Below are 14,042 nucleotides of genomic sequence, written 5' to 3' on the forward strand. Positions count from 1 at the left end.
ACATGAATGACCCGCGCAAGGCCGCAGAGCAGGACAAGACCACCCACTTCGGCTTCCAGGACGTGCCTGAGAGCCAGAAGGCGGAGAAGGTCGCCGAAGTCTTCCACTCGGTGGCGGCCAAGTACGACCTGATGAACGACGTGCTCTCCGGCGGCCTGCACCGCCTGTGGAAGCGCTTCACCATCGAGCTGTCCGGCGTGCGCCCGGGCAACCGCGTACTGGACATCGCCGGCGGCACCGGTGACCTCACCCGCAAGTTCTCCAGCCTGGTCGGTCCGACCGGCGAGGTGGTGCTGGCCGACATCAACGACTCCATGCTCAAGGTCGGTCGCGACCGTCTGCTGGACAAGGGCGTGGCCGGCAATGTGCAGTTCGTCCAGGCCGACGCCGAGGCGCTGCCGTTCCCGGACAACCACTTCGACGTGGTCACCATCGCCTTCGGCCTGCGCAACGTGACGCGCAAGGAGAACGCCCTGCACTCCATGCTGCGCGTGCTCAAACCGGGCGGCCGCCTGCTGGTGCTGGAGTTCTCCAAGCCGGGTAACCCGCTGCTGGCCAAGGCCTACGACACCTACTCGTTCAGCTTCATGCCGCTGGCCGGCAAACTGATCACCAACGACGCCGACAGCTACCGCTACCTGGCCGAGTCGATCCGCATGCACCCGGATCAGGAGACCCTCAAGGCTATGATGGTCGAGGCCGGCTTCGAGCGCGTCACCTACCACAACATGACCGGCGGCATCGTCGCCCTGCACCGCGGTATCAAGCCCTGATGCTGCTCACCGGTCTGCTGGCCGGCGTCGAGCTCGGCCTCAACCGCGTGCTGCAGATGGACAGCACCGCGCTGCCGCGCCTGGCCCGACTGGAAGACAAGGTGATCGAAGTCGACTGCCTGAGCCCGGCGCTCAAGCTGTTCGTCCTGCCCAGCGACGAAGGTCTGCAGCTGGCCAGCCAGTGGAGCGAGGCCGACTGCACCCTCAGCGCGCCGGCCAGCAGCCTGCTGCGCCTGGCCCTGGCCAAGGACAAGACCGCCATCCTGCACCGCCCGGAAGTCACCCTCAACGGTGACAGCGCCGTGCTGCTGGAGCTGGCCGGCATCCTCCAAGACCTGGAGCTGGACTGGGAATACGAAATCTCGCGCTGGCTCGGCCCGGTCGGCAGCCAGCTGCTCGCCGGCCACCTGCGCAGCCGCGTGAGCTGGGCCGGCGACAGCCTGGACAGCCTGCGCCAGACCCTGGCCGACTACCTGGCCGAAGAATCGCGCAGCCTGGTCGGCGAACGCGAAGCCCAGGCCCGCTTCGACGAACTGGACGACCTCAAGCTGGCCCTCGATCGCCTCGACGCACGCATCGACCGCCTTGCCCGGAACCTGAACAAGACCCCATGAGCCTGCTCGCCACCCGCCGCCTGCTGCGCATCCTGCGCGTGGTCATCCGTTACCGCCTGGACGACCTGCTGCTGACCCTGCCGCTGCCCACCTGGATGCGCGCCCTGCGCTTCGCCCTGCCCTGGCGCTGGCTGCCGCGCCGGCCACTCGAACTGAGCCGCGGCGAAGCCATGCGCCTGGCCCTGGAAGACCTCGGCCCGATCTTCATCAAGTTCGGCCAGCTGCTCTCCACCCGCCGCGACCTGCTGCCGCCGGACGTCGCCGACGAGCTCGCCAAGCTGCAGGACCAGGTGCCGCCGTTCGATCCGGAACATGCTGTGGAGCGCATCGAGGAGCAGCTCGGCGCCAAGGTCGGCGAAGTGTTCGCCCGCTTCGACGTGGCCCCGCTGGCCTCCGCCTCCATCGCCCAGGTCCACGCCGCGCAGCTGAAGAGCGGCGAGGAAGTGGTGGTCAAGGTGATCCGCCCCAACCTGCGCCCGATCATCCGCTCGGACCTCGCCTGGCTGTTCCTCGCTGCGCGTATCGCCGAGAAGACCTCGGTCGACGCCCGCCGCCTGCGCCCGGTGGAAGTGGTCTCGGACTACGAGAAGACCATCTACGACGAGCTCGACCTGCTGCGCGAGGCAGCCAACGCCAGCCAGCTACGGCGCAACTTCGAAGGCTCCGACCTGCTCTACGTGCCACAGGTGTACTGGGACTGGTGCCGTCACAAGGTGCTGGTCATGGAACGCATCTACGGCGTGCCGGTGACCGACCTGGCCACCCTGGCCGACCAGCGCACCAACATGAAACTGCTGGCCGAACGCGGCGTGGAGATCTTCTTCACCCAGGTGTTCCGCGACAGCTTCTTCCACGCCGACATGCACCCCGGCAACATCTTCGTCGCCACCCGCACGCCGTGGAGCCCGCAGTACATTGCCATCGACTGCGGCATTGTCGGCAGCCTCACGCCCGAGGACCAGGACTACCTGGCGCGCAACCTGATCGCCTTCTTCAAGCGCGACTACCGCCGCGTAGCCCAGCTGCACATCGACTCCGGCTGGGTGCCGGCAGAGACCAAGGTCAACGAGTTCGAGGCGGCCATCCGTACCGTGTGCGAGCCGATCTTCGAGAAGCCGCTGAAAGACATCTCCTTCGGCCAGCTGCTGCTGCGCCTGTTCCAGACCGCGCGGCGCTTCAATATGGAAGTGCAGCCACAACTGGTGCTGCTGCAGAAGACTCTACTCAACATCGAGGGCCTCGGTCGCCAGCTGTACCCGGACCTGGACCTGTGGAGCACCGCTCAGCCGTTCCTCGAGCGCTGGATGCGCGAACGCATCAGCCCGCTGCACCTGCTGCGCAACCTGCAGCAGCAGGCCGAGCAGGTGCCGCACCTGTCGCAGATGGCCCGCGACACCCTGGAGAAGCTCAACCAGCAACGTCCGGTGCCCAGCGTGGAGGCGCCCGCCCAGCGCGGCTGGCCGCTGCGCCTGCTCGGTGCGGCGCTGGTGGCTGGCGGCGTCAGCCAGGGCCTGGTGCTGGCACCGGCGGCCTGGGCCGCCTGGCTCAGCCTGGGCGCCGGCCTCGCGTTGATCCTGCGCCGATAGCCAGTGCCGGCCATGGCTGGCACACTAACCGGATAGTTAACCGACTCACCACAAGGCCGCCCACCGCGGGCGGAGCCCCGAATGACTGATTGGCTCGACGAAATTCGCTGGAACGAGGATGGCCTGGTCCCGGCCATCGCCCAGGATCACAAGACCGGGCGCGTACTGATGATGGCCTGGATGAACCGCGAGTCCCTGGCCCTCACCGCCGCCGAGCAGCGCGCCATCTACTGGTCACGTTCGCGTGGCAAGCTGTGGCGCAAGGGCGAGGAATCCGGCCACGTGCAGAAGCTCCACGAACTGCGCCTGGACTGCGACGCCGACGTGGTCATCCTGCTGGTCGAACAGCTCGGCGGCATCGCCTGCCACACCGGTCGCGAAAGCTGCTTCTACCGGGTCTTCGAGAACGGTGCCTGGCAGACCGTCGACCCGATCCTGAAAGACCCGCACGCCATCTACCAGGGGCACAAGCATGAGTGACACCCTCACCCGTCTGGCCGAGGTGTTGGAGGCGCGCAAGGGTGCGGCGCCGGACAGCTCCTACGTGGCCAGCCTGTATCACAAGGGCCTGAACAAGATTCTGGAGAAGGTCGGCGAAGAGTCGGTCGAGACCATTCTTGCGGCCAAGGACGCAGCCGCCAGCGGCGACTGCAGCGACCTGATCTACGAAACCGCGGACCTCTGGTTCCATAGCCTGGTCATGCTCGCCGCCCTCGGCCAGCATCCGCAGGCCGTGCTGGACGAGCTGGACCGCCGCTTCGGACTTTCCGGGCACGACGAGAAAGCGGCGCGCCCCACTTCCTGAATTCATAACGAGGACTACTGGCATGGGTATCTTTGACTGGAAACACTGGGTCGTCATCCTGATCGTCGTGGTACTGGTGTTCGGCACCAAACGCCTGAAGAACCTCGGTTCCGACCTAGGCGAGACCATCAAGGGCTTCCGCAAGGCGATGAACACCGACGAGGACAAACCGGCCGAAGCGCAGCCGCAGGCACCGGTACAGCCCGCTGCCAGCGCCGACGTGCAGCACAAGCCGCAGACCATCGACGCCCAGGCTCAGCGAGTCGAAGAGCCGGCGCGCAAGGACTAACCCGTGTTCGATATCGGCTTTTCCGAGCTGCTGCTGGTCGGGCTGGTAGCGCTCATCGTCTTCGGCCCCGAGCGCCTGCCCGGCGCGGCACGCACCGCTGGCCTGTGGATCGGCCGCCTGAAGCGCAGCTTCAGCGCGATCAAGGCTGAGGTCGAGCGCGAGATGGGCGCCGACGAAATTCGTCGCCAGCTGCACAACGAGCAGATCCTGCAGCTGGAGCGCGAACTCAAACAGTCCATCCAGCCGCCTACGCCGCCGGCTGCCGAAGCCCCGGCGATCACGCCACAGAGCGAGGCACCCGCTGTCCCGCCAGCGGCGGCAGCCCCCGCTGCCACTCCCCCGGCCCAATCCTCAGCCAATCCGGAGCCGCCGCGCCAGCCATGACCGACCCGAATACCGAGATGCCTCTGGTAGCGCACCTCACCGAGCTGCGCTCGCGCCTGCTGCGCTGCGTGATCGCCATCTTCATCGTGTTCGCCGGGCTGTTCTACTTCGCCCAGGACATCTACACCATCGTCTCGGCGCCGCTGCGCGCCTACCTGCCGGAAGGCGCGACGATGATCGCCACCGGTGTCGCCTCGCCCTTCCTCACCCCGTTCAAGCTGACCGCGTGGTGCTCGCTGTTCCTCGCCATCCCGATCATCCTGCACCAGGTGTGGGGCTTCATCGCCCCGGGGCTGTACAAGCACGAGAAGCGCATCGCCATGCCCCTGCTGGTCTCCAGCATCTTCCTGTTCTACGGCGGCATGGCCTTCGCCTACTTCCTGGTGTTCCCGCTGATGTTCCACTTCTTCGCCAGCGTGACCCCGGAAGGAGTGGCGATGATGACCGACATCAACGAGTACCTGGACTTCGTCCTCACCCTGTTCTTCGCCTTCGGTGTGGCCTTCGAGATTCCGGTCGCCACCTTCCTGGTGCTGTGGGTCGGCATCGTCGACATCGACACTCTGAAGAAGAGCCGCCCCTACGTGATCGTCGGCTGCTTCGTGGTCGGCATGATCCTCACCCCGCCGGACATCTTCTCGCAAACCCTGCTGGCCGTGCCCATGTGGCTGCTGTTCGAGGTCGGCCTGTTCTTCGGCGGCCTGGTACGCAAACGCAGCGAGCACGAGCCCGAAGAGTCGAGCGACGACCAGCCGCCTGCTCCGCTGCAATGAACCTGCTGCTGCTGGAAGAGGCCGACTTCGTCGCGCCGGATCGCGCCGTGCTGCAAGGCCGGCGCCTCAAGCACCTGCACGAGGTGCACCGCGCCGAGGCCGGCGACCAGCTGCGCGTCGGCCGCCTCGACGGTCTGATGGGTCGCGGCACCCTGCTGGCACTCGATGAGCAACACGCCGAGCTACAGGTGACGCTGGATCAGCCGCCACCAGCCAAGCTGCCACTGACCCTGCTGCTCGCCCTGCCACGACCGAAGATGCTCAAGCGCGTGCTGCAGACCGTAGCCGCCATGGGCGTGCCGCGCCTGGTGCTGCTCAACAGCTACCGGGTGGAAAAGAGCTTCTGGCAAACGCCCTTCCTCGATCCGGGCGCTATCCGCGAGCAGCTGATTCTCGGCCTGGAACAGGCCCGCGACACCGTGCTGCCCGAGGTGATCATCGAGAAGCGCTTCAAGCCCTTCGTCGAGGACCGCCTGCCGGCCATCGCCGCCGGCACCCTGGGCCTGGTCGGCCACCCAGGCGACTACCCCGCCTGCCCACGCGCCCTCAGCGAACCGGTGACCCTGGCCATCGGCCCGGAAGGCGGCTGGATTCCCTACGAAGTGGAAAAGCTGGGCGAGGCAGGCCTTGCGCCGGTGCAACTGGGCGAGCGCATCCTGCGAGTAGAAACCGCGGTGACGGCGCTACTGGCGCGGTTGTTCTGAGGCTCAGGCCAGTACACGACTAGCCAGGGCAACGCCCAAGGGCAATGCAAACTCCAGGCGCCAAAGCGTGACGAGTCCCATGGAAAGTCTGGATGGGCCATGCAGAATGTCAGTGCTCAGAAATCAGCGGAAATGAATCTCGCCCCCGATACCCAGCATGGAAGCTGGGACCACCCGACGCCGGATTGATCGTGTCCTCGCCCTGATTGCACCTGCAGGGGAAACGGCCCTCCACCTACGCAAAGGATTGCGATATGTCGATAAAACTCTCTGTTGAAGAATTCTTGAATGCGCCAGGCGTGGGGTATCCAAACCTCGCCTTTGTCTGCGCAAGAAATAGTATTGGTCTGGTAGATGCCATCAATGAGCGCGCTGAAAATCCACACCGTATTGCTCAAGGTCTTACGCCACTCTGTGGTCCGGCTGCTTTCATGTACTGCTTGGCCAAGCACCACAAGGAAGTATACAAGCACTACGTAGTAGAACTGCTGCTCCATGGAGAGGCGAAACTGGGAAAGCTACACGTCAAACCCAGTCAGGCCTGCCGCAATGGCTCTGCCTCGGAGACACATCCTGTGGACTGGGTAGCACTGGCCAGCCTGCGTGACTCATCCAACGGACTGCTGAGCCTGAGCAGCGGAGATTCGAACATGGCAGGTATCACAGCAGCTGGTCAGATGGTCGAATGGTTCAAGTCCTGCGGACTGTTCAGTGGTGCCGATAGCAAGGTCAACTATGTCTTCGGCAGCTCAGCCAAGACGCTGATGGAGGCCAACCAGCACTACGGCTCAAACAGTCTGGTCTGCCTACTTGTACGCGCGGCGATTCTCGGATCTTCAGCGGGAACAGTACCGCTCGACAAGCTGAAAAAGGGTACTCCCAAAACCCTTCTGGGCACACCAGATCACTGGATCGTGCTTGGTTCTCCCATCCGCGTAGGCAGAGACAGCTGGACTCCTGCCACCTATGGGTCGGAGAAATTCCTCGATGCCCCTCTCAAGTTTGAATGTTACACCTGGGGAAATGGAAATCGCCGCTCAAACAGCAGGGTCACGAACTTAACCGTCAGACAATTCCTGCCGTATTTCTATGGCTACGTGCACGTGTCCCTGTAGCCGCATGAGAGAACGTCACTATGCAGAGACTCCACCTTCTGTTTCTTCTGGCTCTCGGTCTGGAAACCAGCATTGCCCATGCCAGCCGCGATGTCGAAAGCCAGCGCGCCAGCGCCAGACCGCTGATCCCGATCAATAGTGGTATCGCCAGTCAGAACATCTATGCCCTCGCCTACTTTCCGGACGGAAAGCACTACTTAATAGGTGATCTATACGCCGGCGTGAGCATCTTCCAGGTCAAAGCCGCAGCCTTAATCACGAAAGAACCTATTGAGTCGCTCTTCGCAGGAAGTCAAACAGGGGATCCTAAAAGCTCTACGACTCCTCACCTTTGGTATGCCGGCGTCATTGACGACAATACCTATTACTATGCTGCTGGGGATATGCGTAATAAACCCCATGATTTCCGGGTGAACATCCAGCAGATAAACCCGCCCAAGCGCCTGCATGTCCACCGCCCTCCCGATTTACGCGACACTCGCCCAGTTCGAGTGAACCGCACCTACATCAACTATCCCGATAAGCTGATCAACTGGCATACCGGCCAGGAATATCCCGTCAGAACCTTCAGCCCGGCAGGCTTCGACCATGCTCTGACAGACAGCGGCAAGGTCTTCTCGAGCAGCTACCCCGGCAATTGGGCAATGCTCTACGACCCATTCAGCGACAGCAGCACCCAGTGGAAGTTGGGTATCGCCCCCGGAGATGCCGCACTCACAGGCGACAGCCGCCATGTCGTGGTACAGGCCCCAGATGGCGCTTGCCGGGTATGGCCAATGCCCGAGCTGAAGCCAGTACGCGATTGCGGCCGCGCTCCATGGTTCGCCAGCTCGGGCTCCACTGCCCTGGTTACGGACCCTTCCGGCGATAACTTTGCAACAGCCTGGCGCAAGCGCGTCCACGTCTATCAGGTCGAGCCCTACCAGCGCACGTTCGAACTGGAGATGAACAACGACGTGCTGGCCATGGCGCTCTCGGCCAACGGCCGCCTGGCCATCTCCAGCCAGCAGGACGCGGTCGAGGTGTGGGACATCCCCAGCAAAAAGCTGCTGGGGCGGATTACCACTGACACCTTTCCTCGCCTGCTGGCGATTTCCCCCGCTGGCGACGAAATACTGCTCGTCGGCAAGACCCTGCAACGCCTACGCGTGCCCGAGCCGGAATGACAGGAATGACGACAGTTACCAATAGGCTCGCAACACTGGCGCTGGTGGGCCCACTGCTAGCACCTGTGGTGACTCAGGCCAGCGAAGCCTCGCCTCGCGATCAGGTGATCGCCGCCCAGCAGCGGGAAGTAATGCTGCGAATGGCCGACTTCGGCACTCGCATCGAGGAATGCCAGGCGCTGGCGCGTCGTATGCCACCTCGACTGGACGCCGCAGCGTTGAGCCTGCCCCGGGAGGCGCTGGTCAACGCCATTGGCCATCTGAGCTTCCGCAACAAGGAGCTTTGCGACCAGAAGGAACGGCTGGCCCTCGCCTATGCACTGGGCTCGCAGGCCTTTGTGCGCGAGCAATACGGACTGGGCGATGTTCCTCTCACCCAGGACCTCCTGATGGAAGCCATCTATTCCAGCCCACGGCGCCATGAAATGGCGCTCGCCTATACGGGCCTGCCGGAACAGGCGAAAGAGTATCTGGAGCAGACGCTGGGACAGACACCTTTCAACCTATCCGCCGCACTGGACCAGATACGAGCCGCCACCGAGCCCGCCACCGACGGCTCGCAGTAAGGCCACTGCACGGACGAAACGCTACAGCACCTGACGCAGGAAACTCTGCGCCCGTGCATCTTGCGGTTGGGCGAAGAACTGCGCGGGCGGCGCGTCTTCCAGCAGCTTGCCGTGGTCGAAGAACAGCACCCGGTCGGCCACTTCACGGGCGAAGCCCATCTCGTGGGTGACACAGACCATGGTCATGCCTTCCTGGGCCAGCTGCTTCATCACGTCCAGCACCTCGCCGACCATTTCCGGGTCGAGCGCCGAGGTCGGCTCGTCGAATAACATGACCTTGGGCTCCATGCACAGGGCGCGGGCGATCGCCACGCGCTGCTGCTGGCCACCGGACAGGCGCGAGGGATACTCGTGGGCCTTCTGCGCGATGCCGACCTTGGCCAGCAGGGCCTGGGCCTTGGCTTCACGCTCGGCCTTGCCGCGCTTGCGCACGATCTTCTGCGCCAGGCACAGGTTCTCCAGCACGGTCATGTGCGGGAACAGGTTGAAGTGCTGGAACACCATGCCCACCTCGCGACGGTAAGCGTTCACATCGGTCTTGGGATTGGCCAGGTCGACACCGTCGATGCTTACCGAACCCTCATCGAGTTCTTCCAGGCCGTTGAGGCAGCGCAGGAAGGTGGATTTGCCGGAGCCGGACGGGCCGATCACCACCACCACTTCGCCACGCTGCACCTGCGTGGTGACGTTATCCACCGCACGCACTTCATGGCCGCGGGCGTCGAAGACTTTTACCAGGTTGCGGACTTCAATCACTTTTGCCGAGCCTCCGCTCCAGTCGGTTGGCGATCTGCGACAGCGGCAGGTTGATCACCAGGTACAGGCCGGCCACGCAGAACCAGATCTCGAAGGTGGAGAACGAGGTGGTGATGGCTTCACGGCCACTCTTGGTCAGCTCGGTGATGGCGATCACCGAGACCAGCGAGGTGTCCTTGACCAGGCTGATGAACTGCCCGGCCAGCGGCGGCAGCACGCGTTTGAAGGCCTGCGGCAGGATCACGTGACGCATGCTCTGCGCTGCGTTCAGGCCCAGCGAACGGGCCGCCTCGCCCTGTCCCTTGGCCACCGACTGCACGCCGGCACGGACGATCTCGCCGACATAGGCGCCGGTGAACAACGCCAGCGCAGCCACTCCGGCGAACTCGCGGGACAGGTTGAGCACGGTGCCGATGAAGAAGTAGAAGATGAAGATCTGCACCAGCAGCGGCGTGCCGCGTACCAGCTCGACGTACACAGTGGACAGGTCGCGCAGGGTCGGGTTGCTCGACAGCCGGCACAGGCCGGTGACCAGGCCGATCACCAGGGCCATCGCACCGGACGCCACGGAGATCCACAGCGTGGTCCACAGCCCCCAGAGCAGCGGGCCGGCGGCCCAGTGGCGGGTGACGCCGATCTCGTCGCCTTCGCTGACATCGTCGCCCTCGGCCACCCGCAGGCTGTCGCTGGCGATCTCCAGCACCTGCTCCTCGCCACCCTCGGCGGTGAGGGTCACGCGGGTCTGCTCGCCACTCGCGGTGATGGCGCTGACGCTGCCGTAGTCGGCGGCGCGCTGCGCCTCTTCAGCCTGGTAGGCGAAGTACTGCGGCACGCGGTTCCAGTGCCACTCGTAGGCAATCAGCGAGGTAGAGTACCAGAGGCTCCAGGCCACCAGGGCCAGGATCAGTCCGGTGAGGACATGCCAGGGCCAGGTACGACGATGTTTTCTAATCACGGGAAATCTCGCTCATGGCGGGGAACAGAAACAGGCCCGACCTTGTGGGCCGGGCCTGTCGTCACCAGCGAGGACCGAAGTCCGACGCGGGGTTTATTCCATCTCTTTCAGCCAGTCGTTCTTCTTGAACCACTTGGTGTGAATGCGCTCGTAGGTGCCGTCGTGCTTGATCTGGTTCAGCCAATTGTTGATCCAGTTCAGGCTGTCGTGGTCGCCCTTCTTCAGGCCGAAGGCCAGCGGCTCGAAGGTGAACGGCTGGTCGAGGAACACCAGCTTGCCGGCGCCGGCCTTGTTCACCGCCACCACGTTGTACGGGGCATCGTAGATGAAGGCGTCGGCCTTGCCGTTGACCACGTCCATCACCGCTTCCTGCTCGTTGTCGAAGCCGTGGTACTGGGCCTTGGCGATCAGCTTCTTGGCGACCATTTCGCCGGTGGTACCGATCTTCGAGGTGATGCGGTACTTGCCATCGTTGAGGTCCTTGTAGGACTTGATCTCGCCTTGCAGCTCCTTGCGGATCAGCAGGGTCTGGCCGACCACGATGAAGGGCTCGGGGAAGTTGACCCGCAGGTTGCGCTCCTGGGTCACAGTCATGCCGGAGCCGATCATGTCGAACTTGTCGGTCAGCAGGGCCGGGATGATGCCGTCGTAGCTGGTGGAAACCAGCTCCAGCTTGACGCCCATGGCCTTGGCCATGGCTTTCAGCAGGTCGACTTCGAAGCCGATGATCTCACCGCGCTTGTTGGTCATCTCGAAGGGCATGTAGGTCGGGTCCATGCCGACGCGCAGGGTGCCGCGCTTGACCGCGTCGTCGACCATGCCGGCGTGGGCCAGGCCGCTCACCGCGCAGGCGGAAAGCAGCAGAGATGCGAGAAACTTCTTCATTCCTATCTCCTAAGGGACAGCTCGTAATACGGATGCGCCCCCACGGACACCGGGGCAAGGCGGGCAATCCTAACCGCCCGAACTGTGGATGGCGAGTCGCAAAACAGGCAGGAATCGAGCCAGATCGCCGCACCGACGACCGGTCGCTTCAGATGTCGAGGAGAAAAGTCACCGGACCGTCGTTGACCAGGTGCACCTGCATGTCGGCGCCGAAGCGCCCGGTGGCCACCTGCGGATGCTGCTCGCGGGCCAGCGCCACCAGTTGCTCGAACAGCGCCAGGCCCTGAGCCGGCGGCGCGGCGGTGGAGAAGCTCGGGCGCAGGCCGCTCTTGGTATCGGCGGCCAGGGTGAACTGCGAGACCAGCAGCAACCCGCCGTTCACGTCCGTCAGCGACAGATTCATCTTGCCTTCGGCATCGCTGAAAACGCGGTAGGCAAGCATCCGTTTCAAGCCCTTGGCCAGCGTCGTCGCATCGTCCTGCGGCTCGATACCGACCAGCGCCAGCAGGCCCTGGTCGATGGCGCCGACGATCTCGCCCTCGACTTCGACGCGGGCGCCACGCACCCGCTGGATCAATAGCTTCACGCGTCCTCCAGGGGCAGATCGAGCAGGCGCCGGGCCATCTGGTCGGCGGCGCGCACCAGGGCGTCGGTGATGCCCGGCTCGGCAGCCGCATGGCCGGCATCGCGGATGATCTGCAGCTCGCTGTTGGGCCAGGCCTGGTGCAACGCCCAGGCGTTATCCAACGGGCAGATCACGTCGTAGCGGCCATGCACGATCACGCCCGGCAAATGGGCGATCTTTGGCATGTCGCGCAGCAGCTGGTCTTCCTCGAGGAAGGCCTTGTTGACGAAGTAGTGGCACTCGATACGCGCGATCGACAGGGCGCGGTGCGGCTCAGTGAAACGGTCGACCACCTGCGGGTTGGGGCGCAGGGTGGCGGTACGCCCTTCCCAGCACGACCAGGCCTTGGCCGCGTGCATCTGGGCGATCTGGTCCGGGCCGGTGAGGCGCTTGTAGAAGGCCTGCATCAGGTCGCTGCGCTCCTCGGCCGGGATCGGTGCCAGGTAGTCTTCCCAGTAGTCGGGGAACAGGCGGCTGGCGCCCTCCTGGTAGAACCAGTCGAACTCCTGCGGACGGCACAGGAAGATGCCGCGCAGGATCAGCGCATGCACCCGGTCCGGATGGCTCTGGGCGTAGGCCAGTGACAGGGTCGAACCCCAGGAGCCGCCGAACAGCACCCACTTGTCGATCCCCAGGTGCTCGCGGATCAGTTCCATGTCCGCCACCAGGCTCCAGGTGTCGTTGCCCTCCAGGCTGGCGTGCGGCGTGGAACGGCCACAGCCACGCTGATCGAAAGTAATGATGCGGTACAGGTTGGGGTCGAAGTAGCGGCGGCTGGCGGCGTCACAGCCGGCGCCCGGGCCACCGTGGACGAACACCACCGGCAGGCCATCCGGAGAGCCGCTCTCGTCCACATAGAGGACGTGCGGTTCCTCCACCGCCAGCTCATGGCGGGCGTAGGGTTTGATCTCCGGATACAAAGTCTGCATGGCGCACTCCCGCGTCTGTGCGTAAGGTCCTTGGACCGTCTGCCGACGGTCAGCCGTGCCGGGCATCATAACCATGAATCGGGAGTTGAACATGCCTACCCAGCGATTTGCCCTGGCTTTTCTACTGATCTGCACGCTGCTCACCGGCTGCACGCCAAGCGATCCGCAGGCCGCGCTGGAAGCTGCCGTCCAGCAGTTGCAGGACAATATCGAGGCCAAGCGCAACGACGAGGTGCTGGACCAGTTGCACCCGCAGTTCAGTGCCCAGCAGCAATACGACCGCGAATGGGCACGACGCACCATGGCCCTGCTGTTCCTGCGCCACAAACAGGTGCGGGTATTGGCCATCGGCACCAGCAGCGAAGTCGACCCGACCTATAGCGACAAGGGCCACACCCGCGCCGAAGTGGCCATGACTGGCGCCGAAGGCCTGATTCCGGACAGCGCCCGGCACTACAGCGTCACGCTGGAATGGTGGCAGGAAAAGGGTGAGTGGAAGCTGGCGCGGCTGAACTGGGAGTAGTCGCTTAGTACGTCTACAGCTCAGAACAGATAGGGGATGAACATCCGACTGCGGCCCATGTACGCGCGGTAGCCCTCGCCAAAGTAGGCCAGGCACTCCGCCTCGTCGCGGCGCGCCGCCAGGTACAGCAACACGCTGGCCACCACAGCCAAAACCAGCGTCAGGGCATGTAGGTCTTTCCAGGCGATGCCCCAGGTCAGCAGTAGCAGCGAGCAGAACAGCGGGTGGCGGATGAAGCGATAGATGCCGCCAGTGACCAGCTGCGAGGTGCGCTCGAAGGCGTACAGCTCGTCATCCTGGCGCTGTTCGCTGGGCCGGCCGTCGCGGCGCAGCTGGTAGAGGCCGCAGAACAGCACGCTCAGCGAGGCGAACAGCAGCACCCAGGACACCTTCTGGTGCAGCGCGTAGCGGTCCTCGAACCAGACCGGCGCGTTGAGCACCAGCAGCCCCAGCATCGCCTCCCAAGCGAGGAAGCGGTAGAAGCCGTGGGACTGCGGATTCTTCAGCGCTCGCCAGGAAATCCCCAGCAGCACCAGTGAACCCAGCACAAACCCCGCCACCTGCAGCCACACCATCCGTCTTTCCTCCTTTTGC

Annotated in this window: 19 protein-coding genes; 13 read left to right on the forward strand and 6 right to left on the reverse strand. The window is 64.2% G+C overall.

From position 1 onward, the window contains the following. Positions 1–2 precede the first annotated feature (2 nt). From ubiE to IB234_RS00660, 12 genes are all read left to right on the forward strand, one after another. Complete coding sequence (ubiE, locus tag IB234_RS00605; protein WP_192312365.1) at positions 3–773, forward strand: bifunctional demethylmenaquinone methyltransferase/2-methoxy-6-polyprenyl-1,4-benzoquinol methylase UbiE; 771 nt, start codon at positions 3–5, stop codon at positions 771–773. Further along, positions 773–1,387 (forward strand): SCP2 domain-containing protein, encoded by a 615-nt coding sequence (locus tag IB234_RS00610; protein WP_192312367.1) that lies wholly within the window; start codon positions 773–775, stop codon positions 1,385–1,387. The genes ubiE and IB234_RS00610 overlap by 1 nt, the downstream gene beginning before the upstream one ends. Continuing rightward, positions 1,384–2,973, forward strand: a complete 1,590-nt coding sequence (gene ubiB / locus IB234_RS00615) for a ubiquinone biosynthesis regulatory protein kinase UbiB (RefSeq protein WP_192312369.1) — start codon at positions 1,384–1,386, stop codon at positions 2,971–2,973. Before IB234_RS00610 ends, ubiB begins: the two co-directional genes overlap by 4 nt. A gap of 81 nt (positions 2,974–3,054) precedes the next feature. Further along, complete coding sequence (gene hisI / locus IB234_RS00620; protein ID WP_192312371.1) at positions 3,055–3,453, forward strand: phosphoribosyl-AMP cyclohydrolase; 399 nt, start codon at positions 3,055–3,057, stop codon at positions 3,451–3,453. Beyond that, complete coding sequence (locus IB234_RS00625; RefSeq protein ID WP_043311115.1) at positions 3,446–3,778, forward strand: phosphoribosyl-ATP diphosphatase; 333 nt, start codon at positions 3,446–3,448, stop codon at positions 3,776–3,778. Before hisI ends, IB234_RS00625 begins: the two co-directional genes overlap by 8 nt. Before the next feature lie 22 nt (positions 3,779–3,800). Continuing rightward, on the forward strand, positions 3,801–4,067 hold the full coding sequence (locus IB234_RS00630; protein WP_043311114.1) for a twin-arginine translocase TatA/TatE family subunit: 267 nt from the start codon (positions 3,801–3,803) through the stop codon (positions 4,065–4,067). Positions 4,068–4,070: 3 nt separating this feature from the next. Then, complete coding sequence (gene tatB / locus IB234_RS00635) at positions 4,071–4,451, forward strand: Sec-independent protein translocase protein TatB (protein ID WP_192312373.1); 381 nt, start codon at positions 4,071–4,073, stop codon at positions 4,449–4,451. Then, positions 4,448–5,224, forward strand: a complete 777-nt coding sequence (tatC, locus tag IB234_RS00640; RefSeq protein WP_192312374.1) for a twin-arginine translocase subunit TatC — start codon at positions 4,448–4,450, stop codon at positions 5,222–5,224. The genes tatB and tatC overlap by 4 nt, the downstream gene beginning before the upstream one ends. Then, positions 5,221–5,928, forward strand: coding sequence for a 16S rRNA (uracil(1498)-N(3))-methyltransferase (locus IB234_RS00645; RefSeq protein WP_192312375.1), 708 nt, complete (start codon positions 5,221–5,223; stop codon positions 5,926–5,928). Before tatC ends, IB234_RS00645 begins: the two co-directional genes overlap by 4 nt. Before the next feature lie 254 nt (positions 5,929–6,182). After that, positions 6,183–7,043, forward strand: coding sequence for a hypothetical protein (locus IB234_RS00650; RefSeq protein ID WP_192312376.1), 861 nt, complete (start codon positions 6,183–6,185; stop codon positions 7,041–7,043). A 20-nt stretch (positions 7,044–7,063) separates the two neighbouring features. Beyond that, a complete protein-coding gene (locus IB234_RS00655; protein WP_192312377.1) occupies positions 7,064–8,209 on the forward strand; it encodes a hypothetical protein in 1,146 nt (381 codons plus the stop codon). A 5-nt stretch (positions 8,210–8,214) separates the two neighbouring features. Beyond that, complete coding sequence (locus tag IB234_RS00660) at positions 8,215–8,775, forward strand: hypothetical protein (protein ID WP_192312378.1); 561 nt, start codon at positions 8,215–8,217, stop codon at positions 8,773–8,775. Positions 8,776–8,796: 21 nt separating this feature from the next. Here the strand turns inward: IB234_RS00660 and IB234_RS00665 are convergent, their stop codons facing one another. The 5 genes from IB234_RS00665 to pip all read right to left on the reverse strand — a co-directional run bounded on the left by IB234_RS00665 (position 8,797) and on the right by pip (position 12,925). Then, positions 8,797–9,531, reverse strand: a complete 735-nt coding sequence (locus tag IB234_RS00665) for an amino acid ABC transporter ATP-binding protein (RefSeq protein ID WP_043311109.1) — start codon at positions 9,529–9,531, stop codon at positions 8,797–8,799. Continuing rightward, on the reverse strand, positions 9,524–10,486 hold the full coding sequence (locus IB234_RS00670) for an amino acid ABC transporter permease (RefSeq protein WP_192312379.1): 963 nt from the start codon (positions 10,484–10,486) through the stop codon (positions 9,524–9,526). The genes IB234_RS00665 and IB234_RS00670 overlap by 8 nt, the downstream gene beginning before the upstream one ends. 93 nt (positions 10,487–10,579) lie before the next feature. Beyond that, the gene (locus tag IB234_RS00675) at positions 10,580–11,371 is read right to left on the reverse strand and encodes a transporter substrate-binding domain-containing protein (RefSeq protein WP_192312380.1); all 792 of its coding nucleotides are present in this window, start codon (positions 11,369–11,371) and stop codon (positions 10,580–10,582) included. Positions 11,372–11,519: 148 nt separating this feature from the next. Continuing rightward, positions 11,520–11,957 (reverse strand): D-aminoacyl-tRNA deacylase, encoded by a 438-nt coding sequence (gene dtd / locus IB234_RS00680; protein WP_192312381.1) that lies wholly within the window; start codon positions 11,955–11,957, stop codon positions 11,520–11,522. Continuing rightward, entirely contained in the window at positions 11,954–12,925 is a 972-nt protein-coding gene (gene pip, locus IB234_RS00685; RefSeq protein ID WP_192312383.1) for a prolyl aminopeptidase, read from the reverse strand. Before pip ends, dtd begins: the two co-directional genes overlap by 4 nt. A 91-nt stretch (positions 12,926–13,016) precedes the next feature. On the opposite strand from pip, the gene IB234_RS00690 reads away from it, so the two are divergent. Next, positions 13,017–13,448: a hypothetical protein gene (locus IB234_RS00690; RefSeq protein WP_192312385.1), complete on the forward strand. Its 432-nt coding sequence runs from the start codon at positions 13,017–13,019 to the stop codon at positions 13,446–13,448. Between the two features lie 20 nt (positions 13,449–13,468). Here IB234_RS00690 and IB234_RS00695 read toward each other — a convergent pair whose 3' ends face one another. Continuing rightward, positions 13,469–14,023: a methyltransferase family protein gene (locus IB234_RS00695; RefSeq protein WP_192312387.1), complete on the reverse strand. Its 555-nt coding sequence runs from the start codon at positions 14,021–14,023 to the stop codon at positions 13,469–13,471. Positions 14,024–14,042: the final 19 nt, after the last annotated feature.

The sequence above is a fragment of the Pseudomonas sp. PDM16 genome (genome assembly GCF_014851865.1).
Taxonomy (GTDB): Bacteria; Pseudomonadota; Gammaproteobacteria; order Pseudomonadales; family Pseudomonadaceae; genus Aquipseudomonas.